The sequence below is a fragment of the Arenibacter echinorum genome (assembly GCF_003259375.1).
Taxonomy (GTDB): domain Bacteria; phylum Bacteroidota; class Bacteroidia; order Flavobacteriales; family Flavobacteriaceae; genus Arenibacter; species Arenibacter echinorum.
In genome coordinates, this window is the sequence record NZ_QLLN01000010.1 from 37,530 (window position 1) to 58,286 (window position 20,757).

The window sequence follows — 20,757 nt, forward strand, 5'->3', positions numbered from 1 at the left end:
TGTAGAGGTACTTGGTTAAAAATTAAATCTATAAAAGCAGGATATGGGCAATAAATCATTAATCAAAAAAATACTATTGGGAATTAGCGCCGTAGGTCCGGGGTTATTTCTTATTGGCTACAACATAGGAACGGGTAGCGTTACCACAATGGCGAAGACCGGTGCGGAATTTGGCATGGGCCTGTTTTGGGCAGTAGTGCTTTCCTGTATTTTTACTTACATATTAATGGTTGCCTATGGCAAAGTAACCTTGGTGACGGGTAGGACTGCGCTGTTTAATTTTAAACAGGAGTTTAAACGGGGCTGGATACTTTCGCTCTATATTATTTTGGTATTGATCATAGGGGAATTATTGGCTCTTATGGGCGTAATGGGTATAGTTGCCGATTTGGTACAGGAAGGGGTACGTTTGGCGTATGATGGTGTAGTAATCCACAGGGCATGGATCATCTTGTTTTTTGTGGTGATACTTGTCTTTTTTTTATGGTTCGGCCGTTATAAGGCATTTGAAAAAGTATTGACCGTTCTGGTTATCCTGATGGGACTTTCCTTTTTGGTAGTTTTTGTTATGGTCCGCCCGGATATGATGGATATCCTATCTGGTATGGTTCCAAGTATTCCGGACACTCCCGGAGCACTGGGGCTCATTGCGGCCATTACGGGTACCACCTGTTCAGCAGCTGTTTTTGTTATGAGAAGTACCGTGGTGGCCGAAAAGGGGTGGGGTATCAATGATCTAAAAAAGGAAAAGACAGATGCCTTTGTATCGGCTTTTATGATGCTTTTCTTAAGTGGTATCATCATGGCCGTTGCGGCAGGTACCCTTCATATTTCCGGGATGAAGCTGGACGATACAGTAGAAATGATATCCCTATTTGAGCCATTGGGAGGTAAATTGGCCGCTTTTGTACTAATTATAGGGATTACAGGGGCCGGGCTCTCCACTATTTTTCCGATCGTGCTTATAGCTCCTTGGTTGCTGGCCGATTACAGGGGAACTCCAAGAAACATTCATTCAAAGTCTTCGAGAGTGCTAATACTTGGCGCCATGGTATTTGCTTTTGGAACTGTCTTTTTGGAGGAAAGGCCTCCTGCACTTATGGTTTTCTCCCAGGCTTTTCAAGCCTGTATCCTTCCTGCAGTGGCGGTTCCTATGTTTATATTGATCAACAAACAGAAATTAATGGGGAGTAACAAGGCCAGTACCAAGCTTAATATCGGTCTTGTAGCGGTAATCCTATTTTCACTGCTAACCACATGGTTCGCTATAACAGAATTTATCTAAAATTAAACAATGGAAAAGTCGTTTGAAATTGAAAATTTGTCCATAAAAATATATGAACAGACAAAGGAAATGGGAGCAGCGGCAGCTGATTATGTTACCAGTAAATTGAATGATGCAATTGTTAAAAAGGGTGGGGCCAATCTTATCTTGGCCACTGGTGCATCACAGTTTTCATTTTTGGAAGCGTTGCAGACCAAGGAAATTGATTGGAAAAAAATAACAGTATTTCACTTGGATGAATACAAAGACATATCCGAATCCCATCCCGCGAGTTTTAGAAAGTATCTCAAAGAGCGCATTTTGAATAGGGTAGCACCAAAAAAGATATATTTCCTAAATGGCGATGCGGCAAATTTGCAATTGGAAATCAATAACTATGAAGAGGCATTGCAAGCGCACCCAATAGACATTGCTTGTATTGGAATAGGAGAAAACGGACATATAGCCTTTAATGATCCCGCAGTTGCCGATTTTGAAGATCCCAAATTGGTGAAGGTGGTGGAGTTGGATGAAGCTTGCAGAAATCAACAGCTTGGTGAGGGCTGGTTTCCAACTTTTGCCGATGTGCCCAAGGAAGCTGTTACATTGACCATTACGGCCATAATGAACTGTAAGGCCATTAGTTGTGTGGTGCCAGACGAAAGAAAGGCCCAGGCCGTTTATAATAGCCTGTACGGGGATATAAGTACCAGCTGTCCGGCTACCATACTCAGGACCCATCCGGAAACCGTCCTGTTTTTGGATAAAGGATCGGCATCCTTGATCAAATAATTGGTCATTCTTCGTTGCCCTATAACTTAACATGAAGGAGCCGAACAAGGTATTGCTTGGCCTCACTTTATGCTAAGTGCTTCATTATCGAAGGAAATACCCTCCCAACCACTGATCATAAAATTACGAATGTTTTGGTGGTCCGTACCTTTTGGATTTTCAAGGACATCTTTTCGGTAATAGGAACCAAAGCAGGCCAAGGTTTCCTCTTTGCCCAACTTGTGATGTTGCGCAAAAGAAAATACTTTACAGGAACCTGAATTTTGTCCGGCCTCATTAATCACTTCCCCATTGGTGAATTTTGAAGGTGAAAAATTATAATAAGTGTCAATAACACCTATGGTGTCTCCAAAGGTTATCTCTTCTGGAGTCTTTCTTAGTTTGTCTAGAAATTCGTAAACCGTCATTGTTCGATGGGATTTTAGTTCAGCGCGTAAATTTAGATTATCCCATCAAAAATTAAGTAGGATATGTGAAGTTAATTATTCCATCATTTCTCAAATTGGTTAGGTCTATATTTTTTATCTTTAAGGAAAATAAATAAAATCCAATCCGATTGTTGGATAATTGTGGTAGGGTTTCAATTTCAATAATTAATCAGTACTAAAAATAGATACACATGAAACAACTAATTCTAGGTATGTTGCTATTTGCAGTTTTTCCCTTAATGGCGCAAGAAATAAAAACGGAGATTCCCCCCAACGAAATTCAAATCAAAACTGCAGTTTTGCCCGCTCCTGATGAAAAAAAGGATGGCGCTATGGTATATGGATATAATAGCTCGGGAGAACTGGTAGTTTTGAGAAAGGGAATCAATAATTTGGTCTGTATAGGCGATAACCCTGGTAAGGACGGCATCAATGTGGCATGTTATTCCAAAAAACTCGAACCCTTCATGGCCCGTGGCAGGGAACTCTCTTCGAAAGAACTTTCCGGCGAAGAGCGGGAGAAAATCCGTGCCAAGGAAGTGGCATCCGGTAAAATAAAAATGCCCAAGGAACCTAGCATGATGTATGTGTATTATGGAAAATCCGAGGATTATGATATTACCACCGGAGAGTTACAAAATGGAAAATTTAGATACGTTATTTATACCCCTTTTGCAACCACGGAATCTACAGGCTTACCGGACAAACCCCACGCACCGGGAATGCCTTGGTTAATGGATCCCGGTACGCATAGGGCCCATATTATGGTGGGGCCATTTAATTAATTCCAATTATTTATATTTATTGGGTTGGGAATCGCACGCAATTAATGGCGATAAGAAAGTTGTGTGTAAAATTTTATAAACCCCTATGGTAAAGTTCTGCACTTGTTCTCGTCGTATATACTTCTGTTTGTGCAAACTAATTTAAACCTTACATTTGCACGTTTTTAATTTTCAGAAAATATTTGGAAAATGGGCAGTAATAATCTGGTGGACAGGCAGGAGAATGTAGTGGAGACAATAAGTCAAGAAGAAATAGATCAGTGTATTTTTCTACTTAATAAGTTGGTAGGTAACGGGCATAAGGTTTTTGAACTTCCGGAGGACAAAAGAGTGGCCTTGTTAAAGGCTGCGGGCCAGTTGTCCAGACCCGCCAAGAATGAATTTAAACAGCGTAAAAAGGACGCGGCCAAGGCTGCCAAACGCAAGATGATAGAGCGCGATAAGCATGCGCGTAAGGAAACAGGTATAAGAAGCGCCAGGGAAGCTGCCGTATTTGTAGCTCCCAAATTGTTGGCTGCTCCGGTCAGGGAAACTTTGGAGGAGCTGGAACTGGAATCCCCGAGGAATTGCTATGTCTGTAAAACGGTATATACCAAGTTGCATCATTTTTATGATACCATGTGCCCAGAATGTGGCGACTTTAACTATGCAAAACGCTTTCAGACGGCCGATCTTAGTGGGCAGGTGGCCATAGTTACGGGGTCCAGGTTAAAAATAGGATATCATATTACCCTAATATTGCTAAGGGCAGGAGCCACCGTGGTGGCCACCACTAGGTTTCCGGTAGATTCTGCACTGCGTTTTTCCAAAGAAGAGGATTTTCATGAATGGGGCCATAGACTTAAAATACATGGCCTGGATTTAAGACATATCCCAAGCGTTGAAATTTTTTGCAATTTTATAGAACAGCAATACGACCGATTGGATATCCTGATCAACAATGCCGCTCAAACGGTAAGAAGACCAGCCGGATTTTACCAACACCTTATGAAAAATGAGGAGGTAGCCTTTAGTGATTTGCCACCAAGGGCCCAGGAAGTATTGTCCGATCATGATTTTTGTTTGCAGGAACTAAATAGCCTTACCAAGGGCACGGCCAGTACCCAAAATAATGCATTGCCTGTTAATTGGCATGCGCCTGAACCAGGTATTGGTATTAGGGCGTCTGCGAAACTTTCCCAGATCCCCTACAGTTTTGATAGTTCCCTTTCTGCCAAGGAAGTTTTTCCCGAAGGGGAACTGGATGCCGATCTGCAGCAAGTTGATCTAAGGAAAACCAACAGCTGGCGACTTAAATTGGGAGAGATAGAGACCCCTGAAATGATAGAGGTGCAATTGGTGAATGCCATTGCCCCCTTTGTGCTCTGTAACCGATTGTCAAAGCTTATGCGGCAGAAGAATACAGGTAAAAAACATATTATCAACGTATCGGCCATGGAAGGGAAATTTCATAGGTTTTACAAGGAGGATCGTCACCCCCATACCAATATGGCCAAGGCTGCCCTTAATATGATGACGCATACTTCTGCTCTGGACTTTGCCAAAGATGGTGTTTACATGAACGCTGTGGATACAGGTTGGGTAACCGACGAGGATCCCATAGAGTTGTCCAAAAGAAAGGAAGAAGTCCATGATTTTCAACCTCCTTTGGATATTGTTGACGGTGCCGCTAGGGTATTGGATCCATTGATTGATGGTATCAACTCTGGTAAACATTGGTGTGGTAAGTTTCTGAAAGATTATAGGCCCATAGACTGGTAAGAATTTTTTTTAATTAAAAGTGTTGCGGAGCGATGGGTCTATATCCACTGCTTTGTTTTTTGGGAAGCGGTAGGAGATGCCAAAATTTATTAAATAATCGGCAAAAGCTGCATCCCCATTTCTAGGAGTTCCAGTACTTACTTCTGTTTGCCTATCCGTTATACTTTGTGGTCTGTCCCTGCGAACGGCAAAAGGTACATTTAGATTTAGGTTTAGATTGTGAAGAAAATAAGCCACGCCCGGTTCAATTGAAAGTACATTGCCAGGTCTACGAAAGCCTTCGTTTCCGCCAATTAGGTCTTTAACGGGCACAGCATCGAAGCGGGCTCCCAGGGAAGTAGATATTGCACTGGACAAACTATAACTTAATCCTGTACGAACCGAGTATTGGTCCGGTACGGCCATGATGGCTTCGTTTTCCAAGATAGGGCTCAATGTTTCCCTAAACGTTCTAATTCCATTTGTTTCCCTAGGGTTCAATAGGTAAAAGCCGCCACCATAGGCAAATAGACCGGTACCCAGTTTTTGGTAAAACTGAAAATCTACGGTAAGTCCAAAGCCACCGTCCCCTGGTTGAATGGATTGGTCAACAGGTCGTACTTCGGGACTCCCCTCAGGGCCAACATTATAAAATACATCGGTTGCATTGTAGTTGCCCGTAGGTAGTTTTAAGCCTATGCCAAGGGCTATATTCCCACCTGAATGTTGAATTGGATCCAATAGCCAATATCCTATACCGGCCCTTATATCGGCCAAACCTCTGGAAAAAGTACTGTTTCTTTCTTCCCTGCCATGCTCATAAAGGGAAGATCGGGCATTTATTACGGTGGGTATGGTAATACTGGTGTAGAAGCGGTCAGAGATGCCATAGGTAAGGAAAAAGTCCCACGCATGGGAATGATTAATTACTTCAGTATTATCGGTTACCCGATCCGACTCTTCCTCCGTTCCCCTAAAATGCCGAAAAGATTTAAAATATCTATAATTCATTCCAACTTGAAGGTCACCCTTGCCCAGAAGATTATTTTCCAGGCTGTTTCCTACACAAGAGGAAAAGTGCCTGATGGCAACACAGCCTTGGGCGTTTAGTGTTATGGGGTTAAACGACAGGGTAAAAAGCATGCACCCTAAGAAATGTTTTACATTTAGTGTTTTCATATTTGGAATTGACATTAGGTTAGTACTCGGCATTCCCATTTAGCGTTATGGATAATGCCAGTTATTTTTTTAATAAATATTTTTTGTTGATTAGAATAGCAATGCGTTGGCCTTATGCAGTTTCCTCAAACCCATTAGATGTTTATCGTTGGGTAAGATTTTCATACGAACGTGGATATATAAGCAGTAGCGCACTGATTATTACGATATTCTTAATAATGTATTGCCCTACCAAAGTAAGTGAGAACGGGGCATGGGAAAAGGAAATTTCCGGAAAAAATACTACCGGAATAAAAGTAAGTGCCAAATGCGCAAGTGCGGCAACAATAACTTTTTTGAGCTGAATTTTAAATATTAAGCACAACCCAATGCCGACCTCAATAATTGCCAGTAAAAGTATACCAACATTTTCTGGAATAAGATTAAAGGTCAATAATGAAATGGTTTGCTTGGCCAGTATATCCGCCGGACTAAGTCCAGGGAAAAATTTTAGCATCCCAAACCAAAGGTAGATTATGCCTATGCTTATACCAAGTATTCTGCCATTTTGGGATAAACGAACCATTTAATACAGTTTTTTTCTATTGATTTTATTTTTCCAGGTTGGGAATGGATTTCCCAACCAAAGCCAAGGGTTTTTAAAAGAGAGTATTATTGACTTACTGGAGATTCCCCTTTGCCATTTTCACCTATAAGCTCTAGGTATTTCTTATAATGGTGCCTGGCTACTTGTCTGCCCAATTCCAATCCTGCAACATTATCGGCCTGGATATGATATCCTCCCATTACTCTTGATATTCCTGCCATTTCTGCTGTTTCTGTAAAAGTTGGGAATTTTATAATAACAGGATCGTCTAGGTTATTGGGCTCTGTGAGCGCTCCCGGAACCAGTTCAACTTCCACTCCAAAATGTTCGTCCCCGGTAAATAAGCGCAAGGCCTCCGCACATCCTCCGCTTATGGTGCTGTGGCCAGAAACATAGCTTGGGAAAGGAGGACAAAGGAAGGCATCAGGGGAGTAAGGCCTCCAATCCTTACCCTTCATTTCAATCATTCCTTTATCGGGACCTCCCCAGGCCTTAATTACCTTGTCTTGATAGTAATCGTGGACCAAGGCATAGGGGCGCGTATAATCATAGTACATTTTGGAATCCCAACAAGAAATAAAGGCATCCATGGCTACGGATTCTACCAAAAAGTACATCTTTACATCTTGATCCAAGGTATGGTTGTCCCGGGTAGATACGTCTTGCGCAAATTTCAACCAATGTCCTGCCTGTTGTACGGATTTGGGCCCATCTCGCATGAACTCTACCAAGGCCTTGTTTTCTGGGGTTAAATTGGCCTGAAGGTCAATAACCTCTTGAACTTCTTTTTCCAATTGTTCGGAACCGACCATAGGCGGTGGACCAGGCCTAAACTGATCTGCCGTTTCCAATAATAGAGGTTTTACTTTTTGCCAATAGGGTGTTAGACAACCTGGATTGTATTTATTGCCTTCCTCATCAATAAAATACTTTGGCTGCCATCTGTTGAGGTCAATATTTTTGTCAATGTCATTTACCGGTGCATAATTGGTATAATCAAAGTAGGGCTGCCCATTGGAACCTTCAACTTCCCCGTACTGGTTGGAACCATCATTTTTGCGTGCATTGATGATCATTTCAGCAGCTAGGTTGCCAACTCCCTCCGGGGTACTAACATCCTTGGATCGATTATCAGGGTCAAGGCCCAAAGCGATCATTTTCTCCTTAAACATTGTACTGTCGGAATAATAGTATTCCTTTAAGGCTCTATATGCGGCATAACTAACCGCTATTTCCTTGTTCTTAAGTGTTCTTTTGTTTTCAGGGAAACGCTCAACGCCTTTTAGGTATAGGGGTTCTGCCTTTTCATCGAATCGTGTCCAGGCATCGAACATGGCAGTACAGATTAGTCCTAGATATCTGGAGGTAACGGTTGGTCTTGGTTTAAAGCGATCTGTATCCATAGCAGTACCTTCAAGCGCCATATAGGCCCATTGGTAGGCCACGTTGTCCTTTCCCCGCGGTTCATCGGCCATGGCCATCAGATTATCCGCCATATTCACGGAAGGTTTGGATTGCTCCTTACAGCCCATCAATCCAAAAAATAAGATACAAAGTATAGGTAGGAAAAGTCTCTTAAAGTTCATGTTAGTTGGTTTTGTTACTAACAATAGTAGAATTTTAGATGGCTTGAAAATTATTTTTTATACGAAATGACTATATTGCTTGATGAAAATGGTAATTTATTGGATAAGATCATGAAGTGTTTAATTGTTGATGATGATCCGTTGATTTGTGATTTACTTGAGCACTTTTGTAGCAAGATCAGTGAAATTAAAGGTGTAACTACAACGGTATCCGGTTTTGAATCTATTAACCTTATAAATAGTTCATCTTTTGATCTGATTTTTTTGGACTACAATTTACCGGACATTACTGGCAGGGATATTTTGGACCTCAATCCCAACTCCGCCGTTATTATGGTTACTTCCAACAAAGATTTTGCCTTGGATTCCTATAACTATCCCAAAATTGTAGATTTTTTGGTAAAACCTCTCGACTTTCCTAGATTTTATAAGGGTTTTTTAAAGGCTAAGGAATTCATATCCACCAGTAAAAAAGTACCGGAAAAGGATGGCAGATTGTTTATAAAGGAAGGTGGGAAACTGGTAAAAATAAAATTGAAAGAGGTAGCCTATTTTAAATCGGAAGCCAATTATATATCCATCGTTTTTAAAAACAAAAAGATATTGACCCTAATGGCCCTTAAAGACCTTGAACCTAAACTTCCCGATTTTTTTCAACGTGTGCATCGCTCTTACATAATTAACCTAAATATGATAGATGTGATACATACCGGTGCCGTGGAAATAAATAAAGACCATGTTCCTGTAAGTCAGCGCTATGCCTCAGAACTGCTTAGGAAGATCCAACTTTTAAATTAAGGTGTCTTTCCGCTCTAATACAGCACAAATAATAGGCAAAAACATTATTTATTTTGTTGAGAACATCAATATTTATGGCTGATATTTTATCAGGGAGTACTTCTTTAAGATCGGTCAATTTAAGATTGTTGATATGGGCTATTAATTTATGGATCATGGCTTCCCATTTTACTTGATCCTTACTTCCGCCAATTTTGTTTATTCCCTTAAGATAGTTTTCAAATTCTTTCTCCAGTAATTTTAGGACCTTGTTTATTTTAGGGATGTCATGGTCATAATTGCTATAGATATTTGAAAAATCCGGAGCCTTAAATTCATTGCTGCCTAAAATTTTATGGACCGTATCTTTTAATTGGTCTATTTGGAAGGGTTTTTGAAAATATTCGCTGTATGGGGTGTTGGCTTCATTAGCATCCAAGGCTGAAATAATAATAAGTGGACAGTTTATTTTTTTGGCTTCGATCCAATGCTCCAATCTAGAGTTTATTTTTTCATTTTCCAGCATCAAATCACTTATTATCAAATGCAGCGTATCCGAATTTATACTTTTCAAAGCCTCGTCTAGGGACTTGGTCTGTTGCAAGCTAATGTTGTCAAAATTTAGAATATGCTTTATTAGTTCCAATGTGGATGCATCGTCCTCTATGTGCAATATATTGTAGTTGCCACTTAGTTTTGGAAGGGGCAGGACCGAAGAGGGAATAGGTTTCGCCAGTTTTGGGGTCGATGAGGATATGGTAGGGATGCTGATCAAAAATTCGGAGCCTTTACCTTTTTCTGAAGAAGCCATTAGTGTACCTCCAAATAGTGATGTTAACTGTTTAACAATGGAAAGGCCTAGACCGTAGCTGCCATACCTTCCGGACAAATCGTTTTTTTCCATGAAAAAACGGTCGTTTATCCTATTCAGGTTTTTGGGAAGTACCCCTACACCAGTATCATTCACCTTTATATTTAATGTTTGATTTTCCGTGCCGTTGATAGAGGCGGAGAGGCTTATGATACCCTTTTTGGTATATTTTATAGCATTTACCACGAGATTTGTAACTATCTGTGTCAATCTTAAGGCATCGGTCTGAAATAACGTGGTTTCAAGCTTTTTGTCTATACTTAAATTGAAAGTAAGTCCTTTTTGAACGGCTTCGTACAAATAGGTGGAGTGGATATTCCTTAAAAGTTCTGCAATATTGGTAGACTCCAATTGAATGTGCAGCTTGCCTTCAACTAATTTTTGGTGATCCAGAACATCGTACACCAGGCCGGCCAAGCTATTGGAACTTCTTTCCAGTGCATTGATGATGGGTAATTGTGGCTCCAAAGCATTTTTGTACAACAATTTTGTAAGGCCCAAAATGGCATTCAAGGGGGTGCGCATTTCGTGGCTCATATTTTGTAAAAATTCATCCCTTTGCTTTCTTGCCAGCTGTTCTTTCTCCAGAGCGGTGTTCAATTCAAGGACATTTTGATCAATTTTGACCTTCATTTTGGCAAAAGTATTGGCCAAGATCCCTATTTCGTCCTTTCTGTTGGTAGGTAGGGCATGATCATCGGGAATGCCTTGGTCATAGTTGCTGATCGCTTTGGTAATTTTGGTAATTTTTTTTGAAAATAAATTGGTAAAGAACCATGACAGGAGAATTGAGAATAGGCATACCCACAGCAATGTTTGAATACTATCCGAACGTACGTTAAGGGCGTTTTTCAGCAATATGTTTTGATCCATATTGGAAATCAGAAATATTTTTCGTTTTCCATCGAAATAGGGCAGTTCTTTAAAATAACTAAGATAACTACTGTTGTTCTGACCTGTGAGCTGGTGAAAACCATCTTTTGGAAGGCTCTGGGAACTGTATGAAACATTGAAATCGGAATAAAAATTCTGAAATTTTCGGGTCTGTTGGCCAAACTGCCTGGACCTGTCATGTGAATATAAATACTGTCCCTGTGCATCTATTAGATAGAATTGACTGTCATTACCAGCAATTTGATCAAGACTTAGATATAGCGGGCTCAGGTTTATATTAATAATCAAGATACCAACTTTTTTGTTTTCATTATCAAAAATAGGGCTGGCAACACGTAGGGTAGGGGTGAAAGGGGTGCTGATTACACCGTATTCCTCATTTAAATTGATATTGGAAAAATAGTGTTCCCCTTTATTTATTTGAAGCGCTTCTTTAAAATATTCCCGGTCCCCTTTTTGCTGTAGATCGGTCAACTTTAGTACCCGGTCCTCCAATTTGTCGAAACGAATAATCTCCTTACCGTTCTCATCAGCTTCCAGTAATCTGATCTGAAAATAAGTTTCTTTGTTTTCCAGTATAATTCGGAAGAGTTGGTCGATATCGTTGGTGGTTTTTTCCGAGGGCTGGAGTATATGCTGTTGTAAGGTTGGGCTCAAAGCTATTACCGCAATGTCATTGGTCACCTCATTAAGTAAGGCATAAAAGGACTGCTCCGCCAATTCGGTGGCGTGCATAATACGTTCTTTTGAATGGGCCGTAATTACTTGTGAAGCTTTTCTAAATACCAAATACCCGGATAAAAGTATAGAGAAAACAATTAGGCCAGTGAAGAAAAGCGCAAATCGCGTAACTATGGAATGTCTTAAATTCATGTATGGGCGAATATAAGGTATATAGAACTAATTTATACTTTATTTAAATTGAAAACAAAGCCTTTGGCGCAATGCCGAGGAGGTTTTTAAAAGTAGCATATAGTTGCTTTGTACATAGGTGATTTTTATTCTTCAATAACTATATTAAAAGAGCTTGGTTCTTGTTTTAAAAATAAGAGGCAATAAAAAAAATAACGATTTTCACTATATTTGTGAGAGACTTCAGAATTTACTTTGCTTTATGGAGACCTACGCAACAGCGCTTTTATATGCCATCCCGTTTTTTGTAATTCTTTTAACAATCGAAATAACCTATGGCTATTTTGTAAAAAAACAAATGCATAAGGTTATGGATACCGTTTCGAGCATAAGTTCTGGGTTGACCAATATAATCAAGGATACCTTGGGACTGGCAGTTATCATAGTTTCCTATCCTTTTTTGTTGGAGCATTTGGCCATAACCGAAATTAAGGCCACTTGGTTGGTATGGACCATTGCTTTTGTTGTTCTGGACTTTGCGGGTTATTGGAACCATAGGCTAAGCCATAAAATAAATATTTTTTGGAATCAGCATGTAATTCACCATAGCAGTGAAGAGTTTAATCTTGCCTGTGCCCTTAGGCAACCCATCAGCAACCTAGTGGGTTATTTTTCCCTGTTCCTTATCCCAGCGGCTGTTTTGGGGGTGCCCCAAACGGTGATAGCCATTTTGGCCCCCATACATTTGTTCGCACAGTTCTGGTACCATACCAGACATATCGGTAAAATGGGTTGGTTGGAATATGTCTTGGTTACCCCTTCCCAACATAGGGTGCACCATGCTATTAATCCGGAATACATAGATAAGAACCTGGGACAGATTTTATGCGTTTGGGATCGTATGTTTGGTACGTTTCAAGAGGAGCTGGATGAGGTTCCTCCGCAATTTGGTGTATTGAAACCTGCAGGTACCTGGAACCCTATAGTTATCAATTTTCAGCATTTGTGGAGAATATTGCAGGATGTATGGCGAACCAGGAGTTTACGCGACAAATTGCGCATTTGGTTCATGCCTACGGGCTGGAGGCCGGATGATGTTAAGGAAAAGTATCCCATTTCCATTATAGAGGATGTGTACAATTTTAAGCGATATGGATCGAACGCTACCATTGGGCTGAAGCTATATGCCATTTTTCAAATGCTAATAAGTTTGGGTCTAATGATGTTTATGTTCTATAACTACACTGAAATTGGTTTTGAGGGACTACTTATATTTAGCGGCTATATTTTTATCGGAATCTATGGGTATACTACGCTGATGGATCGGAAAAAATATGCTGTTGGGATTGAGGTTACCAGGGGGTTGGCCGGAATTTTATGGTTAGTTTATTTTGGAGATTGGTTTGGACTAAATGCTTACCTTCCAATGGCCAATATGTGGATAGGCGCCTATTTTCTGATCACGATTTTTGCCGCTATATATTTTAGCTATTTTGAAAATAAGGAAACCGAATTGGGAATGGCTGCTTAAGGCCTTTGGGCAATCTAAAATATAGAGAATCTATATTTTTAGGAAAAGCAAGGTTCGGATTTTATCCGTTTCTTGTTTGGTCTCTCAATTCAAATTATGTAAGTAAACTTTAAAAAGTAACTGCTAGAAAATATGCAATTTATTTTTTGGTATTCCTGACTTCTTTGTCCACCAATTCTATATAGCGTTCCATAGCTTCTTCAATACTTACATTTTTTGCTTGGATCAGGGCATTGGCCTTAAAAGCATTTATTAAGGGCGTTCTGCTTCCCGGATGGCTAAAATTGCGGTTGGCAATTTTAAAATAGGCATAAAGCTTTAATAGAAGATCTGCAGGCAACGGGTCTGTATAGTCATTAACGAAATCGACCGCTGCTATAAAATCTTTATTTAGTTTATCAGTCTTCATTTTCTTTTTTAACCCTTGTAGTTGCAATACATGTTTTTGCCCCGGTCACCTTTTGGTGCAATTTAACAGTAATTGCACTATTCAAAGGTAAGAACAAATCTACTCTAGAGCCAAATTTAATAAATCCTGCATCCTCCCCTTGTTGAACGCTTTCACCCACTTCGGCGTAATTGACTATACGACGTGCCAGGGCACCGGCAATTTGGCGGTAGAGGATATCACCAAACTTGGGAGTATTTATAACAACAGTGGTTCTTTCATTCTCTTCGCTGGATTTGGGATGCCAGGCCACAAGATATTTTCCGGCATGGTATTTTGAGAATTTAACAAGTCCACTTGCCGGGTATCTTGTTACGTGCACATTTATTGGAGACATAAAAATGGATACTTGGATCCGCTTTGCCTTAAAATATTCCGTTTCCTCCACTTCTTCAATGACAACCACCTTACCATCTACCGGTGCCAATATTTCATCAAAATTTTTGGAAACGTTCCTTTTGGGATTTCTAAAAAATTGTAGAATTAAAACAAGGATAAGCAGGGAAATTATTTGAAGTCCAAATTTCAACCAAGTTATATCTATAAAATAATTGGCCAGTATAATAATGGAACAAACTATAATAAAGGTTGTTATGATAATTTTTTGTCCTTCTTTATGAAACATGTGAAAAAATAATTAAAGTTAAATATGCGAAAGGCGCGGCAAAAACCAAACTGTCCAATCGGTCCAGCATGCCGCCATGTCCCGGTAAAATAGCCCCGCTATCCTTGACCCCAGCGGCCCTTTTAAATTTAGATTCTATAAGGTCGCCCAAACTTCCTGTAAGTACTATCACAGTTGCTAAGATCAACCATTGTCCCAATGAAATATTGGTCTCATATTTCGATAAAAAATATGATGCAGCCAAGGCAAAAACAAAACCTCCAATTGCTCCCTCTATTGTTTTTTTTGGGGAGATTGATGGGAACAATTTATTGCGGCCAATACTTTTCCCTACCAAATAAGCAAAAGTATCGTTTACCCAAATAAGGATAAATACTCCCATGATCAGAAATTTTGCAAATTCATTGTCCTTATATGGTATCATTGTAAGGAAAATACACCCTCCCCCAATATAAAACAGGCCAATAATAAACTTTTGCAAATTGTTGAACAGTTTTTCTTTCCCCGAAAAAAGGTAGTACAACAATATAAAATTAATCGATATTGTAATGAACATCAAAATATTGACAAGAATCTTATCATCGATAAGATAAATAAATGCCCACCAGAGTGCCAAATAGGCTATAAAAATATGGTAACCTGGAAGTTTTATCATTCGTTTGTACTCGTAAAGACATGCGAGTCCAAAGGTCATAAATAAAAAATCAAAGGCATCGGAGCTTAGGAATACAGCGGAAAGTAGCAGTATTACATAGACTGCACCTGTAAGTAAGCGCCTTAAAATTTCTCTCATGTTATAAGTCTTCCAGAAGTAAAAGATAAAGATTTTTAGAACTACTTCCGTAAGTTAAGAAATCGTCTGAATTTTCAGCCGTGGGTTGGAAATGTTTAATGGTGGTAATATTGGCAGGAATTACATTTTTATACTTCTTTTTAATTGTCTTTAATCCCTCTCCAATAGATTCGACCATTTGGCTGGTAGTGGCAAAAACGATAACATTTGAAGGTAATTCGTGAAGTTTTCTTTCTTTCAATTGGTTGGAGCATACCAAAATGGAACCATTTTGGGCAATTAAATGCTCGCAAGTGGTGAAAAATATTTCACTATTATTGGGGAGGTTGGTGAAATTAATTTCCTGTTTGGAAAATTTTTCCTCCAATCTTTTGTCCATCGAAAAAAAGGTTTGATCCTGCCATTTATTTTCAATGATAATGTTGTCCAAATTGCTGAACACTTCATTAATGGAATCACAATAGAGGAATTTGCCTCCGTTATGTTTAAAATTAATGGTAAACTTTTCGTCAACAGGAATGTTTAAGTCGGGCATATGTTGCCCTCTTGTTTCCACAGTTTCCTTGGAAAACTTCCTTTTTCCTCCCCCGAAAAGTTTATCGAATAATCCCATTAATATCTAAAACGCTTCTTTGGTACCTAGTGTTTAAGTGCAACGAATTATTTAGTGATTTATTTTTTTGTCTCCGATTTTGGAATATCCTTTTTTGCTTTTTCCTCCTTTTCGGCAGCTTCATTGGCTTTTTCCTCCTTTTCAGCTGCTACATTGGCTTTCTCCTCCTTTTCAGCTGCTTCTTCGGCTTCCATCCTCTTGTCTCTTTCAAAAAGGCGTTTACCGAAAATCTTTTCCAAATCGTCCTTAAATATAACTTCTTTTTCCAATAATCGCTCTGCCAATTCGGTAAGTTTATCTTTGTTTTTGGATAATAACTCAACCGCTCTTACATACTGCTCCTCAATAAGCTTGGAAATCTCTTTGTCTATGGTCAATGCAGTCTGCTCACTATAGGGTTTGGAGAATCCGTATTCATTTTGACCAGATGAATCGTAATAGGTTAAATTTCCTATCTCATCATTTAAACCATAAATGGTTACCATGGCCCTAGCTTGCTTGGTTACTTTTTCCAAATCGCTAAGTGCACCTGTAGATATCTGGTTAAAGATTACTTTTTCAGCAGCTCTACCTCCCAAGGTAGCGCACATTTCATCTTTCATTTGATCTGGGCGAACGATTAAGCGTTCTTCAGGCAAATACCATGCTGCACCCAGAGATTGACCTCTAGGCACTATAGTTACTTTTACAAGCGGTGCGGCGTGTTCCAACATCCAACTTACCGTTGCGTGTCCCGCTTCGTGATAGGCAATGGTTTTCTTTTCACCAGGGGTGATTATTTTATTCTTTTTCTCTAAACCGCCAACAATCCTATCCACGGCATCCAAAAAGTCTTGTTTGGTCACCGCTTTCTTTTCTTTACGGGCTGCGATCAATGCCGCTTCGTTACAAACATTTGCAATATCGGCACCTGAAAAACCGGGAGTTTGTTTGGCTAGAAAATCCAAGTCCAATGTTTCGGCCGTTTTTATGGGTCTTAAGTGAACTTCGAAAATTTCTTTACGCTCCCTAATATCCGGAAGATCAACATATATCTGTCTGTCAAATCGACCAGCTCTCATTAATGCCTTGTCCAATACATCTGCACGGTTCGTAGCAGCCAATACTATAACATTGGTGTTGGTACCAAAACCATCCATCTCCGTTAATAATTGGTTCAAGGTGTTTTCCCTTTCGTCATTGGAGCCTGTGAAATTATTCTTGCCTCTGGCCCTACCAATGGCATCGATCTCATCGATAAAAATAATGGCTGGCGATTTGTCTTTGGCTTGTTTGAACAAGTCTCTTACCCTAGAGGCTCCTACCCCTACGAACATTTCAACAAAATCTGAACCAGAAAGAGAAAAGAAAGGAACTTTTGCTTCCCCTGCAACTGCTTTCGCCAATAAGGTCTTACCGGTTCCTGGAGGTCCTACCAATAGTGCACCTTTAGGAATTTTACCCCCTAAGGAGGTGTATTTATCTGGATTTCTCAAGAATTCCACAATCTCCTCTACTTCTTCCTTGGCGCCTTCCAATCCGGCAACGTCCTTGAATGAGGTTCTTGTATCTGTTTTTTCGTCGAATAATTTGGCTTTGGACTTTCCAATATTGAAAATCTGGCCACCGGCTCCACCACCGGCTCCACCGGACATACGGCGCATTAAATAGATCCAAATACCTATGATCAGCACAAATGGCAATAAGGTCAAAAGGAGTTCGGTAAGTACATTCGATTCTTGGTCGTATGTAAGTTCCGTGTCTAAATTGTTTTCCTTTTTAATTTCATTGATTTCGTTTTCAAAATTCTGCTGATCTCCATAGTTTACTATATACTGTGGTGTGGCAGTGGCAGTCAATGAAAAAGGTTGATCGGAAACATCCTTGTGAACCTCCTTATTTAATGCTTCTTCCGTTAAGAAGATTTTTGCTTGTCTAGTATTGGTGATGACCAATATTTTTCTGATATCCCCATTTCTTAGATACTCCTGAAGCTCGGAGGTACTTGCTTTTTTGGTATTCGCGAAGTTTCCGCTACCGAAAAATTGAAAACCAATTAATAATATCGCTATTACGCCATATATCCACCAAGTATTGAATTTGGGTTTTTTGGGACTAGTATTATTTTCTTTTGCCATTATTTTTTTTTACTGATTGAAGCTACTTTCAACTGATGTTACTTTGGCATCTCCCCAAAGTCCTTCTATATCATAATATTCTCTCACTTGTTTTTGAAATACATGTACTACTACGTTTACGTAGTCCATTAAAACCCATTCGGCATTATCCGAACCTTCTACATGCCAAGGTTTGTCTTGAATTGCTTTACTAACGGTTTTTTGGATGGAGCCTACGATGGCGTTTACATGTGTGTTGGAAGTACCATTACAAATAATAAAGTAGTCACAAACAGTATTCTCTATATCTCTAAGATCAAGTAAATTTATATCATGTCCTTTAACCTCTTCAATTCCACTTAAAATTAAGGCAATTAACTCATCTGCGCTACTTTTCCTTTTCTGCATTCAAAAATTTTAAATTTTTACAAAGTTATTATTTTTTTGTTTTTTTAACTATTGTTTTTAACAATACATTATATAATAATCATAAGATTGTAAATGCAATTAATCAAACTTAGTGCCACGGACTCCACAAATGCCTATTTAAAGGATCTGATGTTCAACAATATTCTAGGGGATTTTACGGTGGTAATGGCCCATTCACAATTGAAAGGTCGTGGGCAGATGGGAACAAATTGGCTTTCTGAACCCGGTAAGAACCTGACTTTTAGTGTTTTAGTGAAATCTTTAGATAGTCCGGTCTCCGAACAGTTTCTTTTGAATATTTATGTTTCACTGGCAATTTATGACTCTTTAACCCAACTTAATGTACCTGATTTAAAGATTAAATGGCCTAACGACATTATGTCAGGACATTCCAAAATTTGTGGAATTCTCATCGAAAATATTTTATCCGGACATCATATTCAAGCTTCTATAATAGGAATCGGTTTAAATGTAAATCAATTAACCTTCAATAATCTGCCCAATGTGTCCTCATTAAAACTCCTTCTTGGAAAAACATTGGACCTGGATGAACTTCTTACAAGTATTGTAGAAAACCTAAAAAAACTACTAGGAAATCCAAGCAAAGGGGGCCATAATCGTCCTTTTGAGCTTTATGAGTCAAGACTTTTCAGGAAAGACAAGCCCTCCACCTTTAAAAATCAGGACGATGAGATGTTTATGGGATTTATAAAGGGTGTTTCCAGTGCAGGAAAATTAAAGATTCTAATGGAGGACAATATAATGAAGGAATTCAACCTAAAAGAGGTGCAGTTGCTGTATTGAGCATTGTTCCCAAAATATATTCTGAAAATTATATTTTGGAAAGATTCTCGGACAGAGTGCCTATAAAATTATTGATAGGCGATTTTATCATCATGGCCATCATAGCATTGAATTCCCCTTCAAAACTAAGGGTTACTTCACTCTCATGCTCATTTATTGATGTAATATCGGCAGTCAGGGTAAAAGGCAATTTATCACTTGCTGCTCCCAAAATCAGTTGTGAATGAGGTGTTTGCTGTTTTTTTTGCAATACAATTTCAGGCATTCCTTTAAGTGCAAACAAAAATCTATTTTCGTTAATAAGCTCGAATTTACTAATGTTTTCGGGCATTAAAGTCTCAAAATTCTTCACATCGCTTAGAAAATCAAAAACTTCCTTACTGCTTTTATTAACTTTTTTCTTAGGAGTTTCTAAATACATAATTTAAGATTGCCAGGTAGAGGGGCTACTTTTCCACTCTAGTAAAGTTTTTAATTGATTCTCTTTTATATAATTGGTATCGGAGGCTTGTTGGATTAAATAATCGTAATTGCTCAAGGTATGTAAATCCAAGCCGTATTTCTTAAAGTTTTCATTGGCTACATCAAATCCATAAGTAAAAATGGCCAGCATTCCCTTTACATTTGCACCATTGCTTTTTAAAGCGTCCACGGCATTTAGACTGCTTTTTCCGGTGCTGATAAGGTCTTCAATAACAACAACACTCTGATTGGCCTCCAAACGACCTTCTATTTGGTTTTGACGACCGTGGGATTTGGCTTCGGGCCGTACATAAATAAAAGGTAGTCCCAAATACTCGGCTACCAGCATCCCTATACCTATGGCCCCTGTGGCCACTCCGGCTATCACATCCGGCTTCCCGTACAGGCTTTCTACTTGCTTTCCCATTTGTTCCCGAACATAATTTCTAATGCTTGGGTACGAGAGGATTATCCTATTATCGCAATAAATTGGAGATTTCCAACCTGAAGCCCATGTAAAAGGATTTTCAGGTTTCAACTTAATTGCATTAATTTGCAGCAGAAGCTCTGCAGTTTTTTTGGCAGTGTCTTTGTCTAAAACCATGACGCAAATGTATAAAGTTTTTGTTAATGAGTCACCTCTGATTTTAACAAATAAATTATCAGATACGGCAAATAATAAATATTTTTTGTTGAACGGGTCTGCTATTAATGAGGCAATAGACTCCTTGGCTAGCAAAAAACTTAATGAAGCTTTTATTTATCACCCCAATAATGAGGAGATATTAAAGAAATTTTCTAAAAAAATACCTTTGGTCGTGGCTGCTGGAGGGGTGGTAACCAACAAGGAAGGGAAAGTGTTATTTATTTACCGTAACGATAAATGGGACCTTCCAAAAGGGAAATTGGATAAGGGGGAGAGCATTGAAGAATGTGCATTGCGCGAAGTGGAAGAGGAGACAGGGGTAAAGGGCTTGAAAATTGAGAATTTTCTAAGGACCACTTATCACCTTTTTAAGAGGAACGGGGCCTATAAATTAAAGGAAGTACATTGGTTTGCCATGAAGACCAACTATAAAGGAATTTTGGTGGGCGAAGCCGCTGAGGGAATAGAAAAAGTAAAATGGAAAGGTCCTGATAAAATCAAAAAAGCATTGGAAAATTCTTATGCCAACATCAGGATTCTATTTGAAGATTAAAGG

At 39.2% G+C, this 20,757-nt stretch carries 21 protein-coding genes; 8 read left to right on the top strand and 13 right to left on the bottom strand.

The features are described from left to right. Nucleotides 1–43: 43 nt before the first annotated feature. On the top strand, nt 44–1,285 hold the full coding sequence (locus LV92_RS20110; protein WP_111625403.1) for an Nramp family divalent metal transporter: 1,242 nt from the start codon (nt 44–46) through the stop codon (nt 1,283–1,285). Nucleotides 1,286–1,294: 9 nt separating this feature from the next. After that, a complete protein-coding gene (locus LV92_RS20115) occupies nt 1,295–2,056 on the top strand; it encodes a glucosamine-6-phosphate deaminase (RefSeq protein ID WP_111625404.1) in 762 nt (253 codons plus the stop codon). 62 nt (nt 2,057–2,118) lie between these two features. Here the strand turns inward: LV92_RS20115 and LV92_RS20120 are convergent, their stop codons facing one another. Beyond that, nucleotides 2,119–2,463, bottom strand: coding sequence for a HopJ type III effector protein (locus tag LV92_RS20120; RefSeq protein WP_111625405.1), 345 nt, complete (start codon nt 2,461–2,463; stop codon nt 2,119–2,121). Nucleotides 2,464–2,675: 212 nt separating this feature from the next. On the opposite strand from LV92_RS20120, the gene LV92_RS20125 reads away from it, so the two are divergent. Continuing rightward, entirely contained in the window at nt 2,676–3,269 is a 594-nt protein-coding gene (locus LV92_RS20125; protein ID WP_111625406.1) for a hypothetical protein, read from the top strand. A gap of 189 nt (nt 3,270–3,458) precedes the next feature. After that, on the top strand, nt 3,459–5,030 hold the full coding sequence (locus LV92_RS20130) for an SDR family NAD(P)-dependent oxidoreductase (protein ID WP_111625407.1): 1,572 nt from the start codon (nt 3,459–3,461) through the stop codon (nt 5,028–5,030). A 9-nt stretch (nt 5,031–5,039) separates the two neighbouring features. On the opposite strand, the gene LV92_RS20135 is transcribed toward LV92_RS20130, so the two are convergent. From LV92_RS20135 to LV92_RS20145, 3 genes are all read right to left on the bottom strand, one after another. Beyond that, nucleotides 5,040–6,188 (bottom strand): hypothetical protein, encoded by a 1,149-nt coding sequence (locus tag LV92_RS20135; protein WP_111625460.1) that lies wholly within the window; start codon nt 6,186–6,188, stop codon nt 5,040–5,042. A gap of 142 nt (nt 6,189–6,330) precedes the next feature. Next, nucleotides 6,331–6,753: a doxx family protein gene (locus tag LV92_RS20140; RefSeq protein WP_111625408.1), complete on the bottom strand. Its 423-nt coding sequence runs from the start codon at nt 6,751–6,753 to the stop codon at nt 6,331–6,333. An 86-nt stretch (nt 6,754–6,839) separates the two neighbouring features. Further along, a complete protein-coding gene (locus tag LV92_RS20145) occupies nt 6,840–8,360 on the bottom strand; it encodes a vanadium-dependent haloperoxidase (protein ID WP_111625409.1) in 1,521 nt (506 codons plus the stop codon). 66 nt (nt 8,361–8,426) lie between these two features. Between LV92_RS20145 and LV92_RS20150 the strand changes: the two genes are divergently transcribed. Then, entirely contained in the window at nt 8,427–9,158 is a 732-nt protein-coding gene (locus tag LV92_RS20150; RefSeq protein ID WP_111625410.1) for a LytR/AlgR family response regulator transcription factor, read from the top strand. On the opposite strand, the gene LV92_RS20155 is transcribed toward LV92_RS20150, so the two are convergent. After that, nucleotides 9,133–11,775 carry an ATP-binding protein gene (locus tag LV92_RS20155; protein WP_111625411.1) on the bottom strand — a complete coding sequence of 881 codons (2,643 nt, stop codon included), beginning with the start codon at nt 11,773–11,775 and terminating at the stop codon, nt 9,133–9,135. The two genes, LV92_RS20150 and LV92_RS20155, sit on opposite strands and share 26 nt — an antisense overlap. Nucleotides 11,776–12,016: 241 nt before the next feature. Between LV92_RS20155 and LV92_RS20160 the strand changes: the two genes are divergently transcribed. Beyond that, nucleotides 12,017–13,285 carry a sterol desaturase family protein gene (locus tag LV92_RS20160; RefSeq protein WP_111625412.1) on the top strand — a complete coding sequence of 423 codons (1,269 nt, stop codon included), beginning with the start codon at nt 12,017–12,019 and terminating at the stop codon, nt 13,283–13,285. A 139-nt stretch (nt 13,286–13,424) separates the two neighbouring features. Here the strand turns inward: LV92_RS20160 and LV92_RS20165 are convergent, their stop codons facing one another. Genes LV92_RS20165 through rsfS form a run of 6 tightly spaced genes read right to left on the bottom strand, consistent with a single transcriptional unit; the run spans nt 13,425 to nt 18,268 of the window. Beyond that, nucleotides 13,425–13,694: an acyl-CoA-binding protein gene (locus LV92_RS20165; protein WP_031444877.1), complete on the bottom strand. Its 270-nt coding sequence runs from the start codon at nt 13,692–13,694 to the stop codon at nt 13,425–13,427. Next, the gene (locus tag LV92_RS20170) at nt 13,684–14,358 is read right to left on the bottom strand and encodes a phosphatidylserine decarboxylase family protein (RefSeq protein ID WP_111625413.1); all 675 of its coding nucleotides are present in this window, start codon (nt 14,356–14,358) and stop codon (nt 13,684–13,686) included. The genes LV92_RS20165 and LV92_RS20170 overlap by 11 nt, the downstream gene beginning before the upstream one ends. Next, nucleotides 14,348–15,151, bottom strand: coding sequence for a phosphatidate cytidylyltransferase (locus LV92_RS20175; RefSeq protein ID WP_111625414.1), 804 nt, complete (start codon nt 15,149–15,151; stop codon nt 14,348–14,350). The genes LV92_RS20170 and LV92_RS20175 overlap by 11 nt, the downstream gene beginning before the upstream one ends. 1 nt (nt 15,152) lies before the next feature. After that, nucleotides 15,153–15,764 carry an LUD domain-containing protein gene (locus LV92_RS20180; RefSeq protein WP_111625415.1) on the bottom strand — a complete coding sequence of 204 codons (612 nt, stop codon included), beginning with the start codon at nt 15,762–15,764 and terminating at the stop codon, nt 15,153–15,155. Nucleotides 15,765–15,823: 59 nt separating this feature from the next. Continuing rightward, nucleotides 15,824–17,881 (bottom strand): ATP-dependent zinc metalloprotease FtsH, encoded by a 2,058-nt coding sequence (gene ftsH, locus LV92_RS20185; RefSeq protein ID WP_111625416.1) that lies wholly within the window; start codon nt 17,879–17,881, stop codon nt 15,824–15,826. 9 nt (nt 17,882–17,890) lie between these two features. Further along, the gene (rsfS, locus tag LV92_RS20190; RefSeq protein ID WP_072863361.1) at nt 17,891–18,268 is read right to left on the bottom strand and encodes a ribosome silencing factor; all 378 of its coding nucleotides are present in this window, start codon (nt 18,266–18,268) and stop codon (nt 17,891–17,893) included. Nucleotides 18,269–18,361: 93 nt separating this feature from the next. On the opposite strand from rsfS, the gene LV92_RS20195 reads away from it, so the two are divergent. After that, complete coding sequence (locus LV92_RS20195; protein ID WP_111625417.1) at nt 18,362–19,093, top strand: biotin--[acetyl-CoA-carboxylase] ligase; 732 nt, start codon at nt 18,362–18,364, stop codon at nt 19,091–19,093. Nucleotides 19,094–19,121: 28 nt separating this feature from the next. On the opposite strand, the gene LV92_RS20200 is transcribed toward LV92_RS20195, so the two are convergent. Both LV92_RS20200 and pyrE read right to left on the bottom strand, forming a co-directional pair. Beyond that, nucleotides 19,122–19,514, bottom strand: coding sequence for an SRPBCC family protein (locus LV92_RS20200; RefSeq protein ID WP_111625418.1), 393 nt, complete (start codon nt 19,512–19,514; stop codon nt 19,122–19,124). A 3-nt stretch (nt 19,515–19,517) separates the two neighbouring features. Then, on the bottom strand, nt 19,518–20,159 hold the full coding sequence (gene pyrE, locus LV92_RS20205) for an orotate phosphoribosyltransferase (RefSeq protein WP_111625419.1): 642 nt from the start codon (nt 20,157–20,159) through the stop codon (nt 19,518–19,520). A gap of 7 nt (nt 20,160–20,166) precedes the next feature. Between pyrE and LV92_RS20210 the strand changes: the two genes are divergently transcribed. Beyond that, nucleotides 20,167–20,754, top strand: a complete 588-nt coding sequence (locus tag LV92_RS20210; RefSeq protein ID WP_111625461.1) for an NUDIX hydrolase — start codon at nt 20,167–20,169, stop codon at nt 20,752–20,754. Nucleotides 20,755–20,757 lie beyond the last annotated feature (3 nt).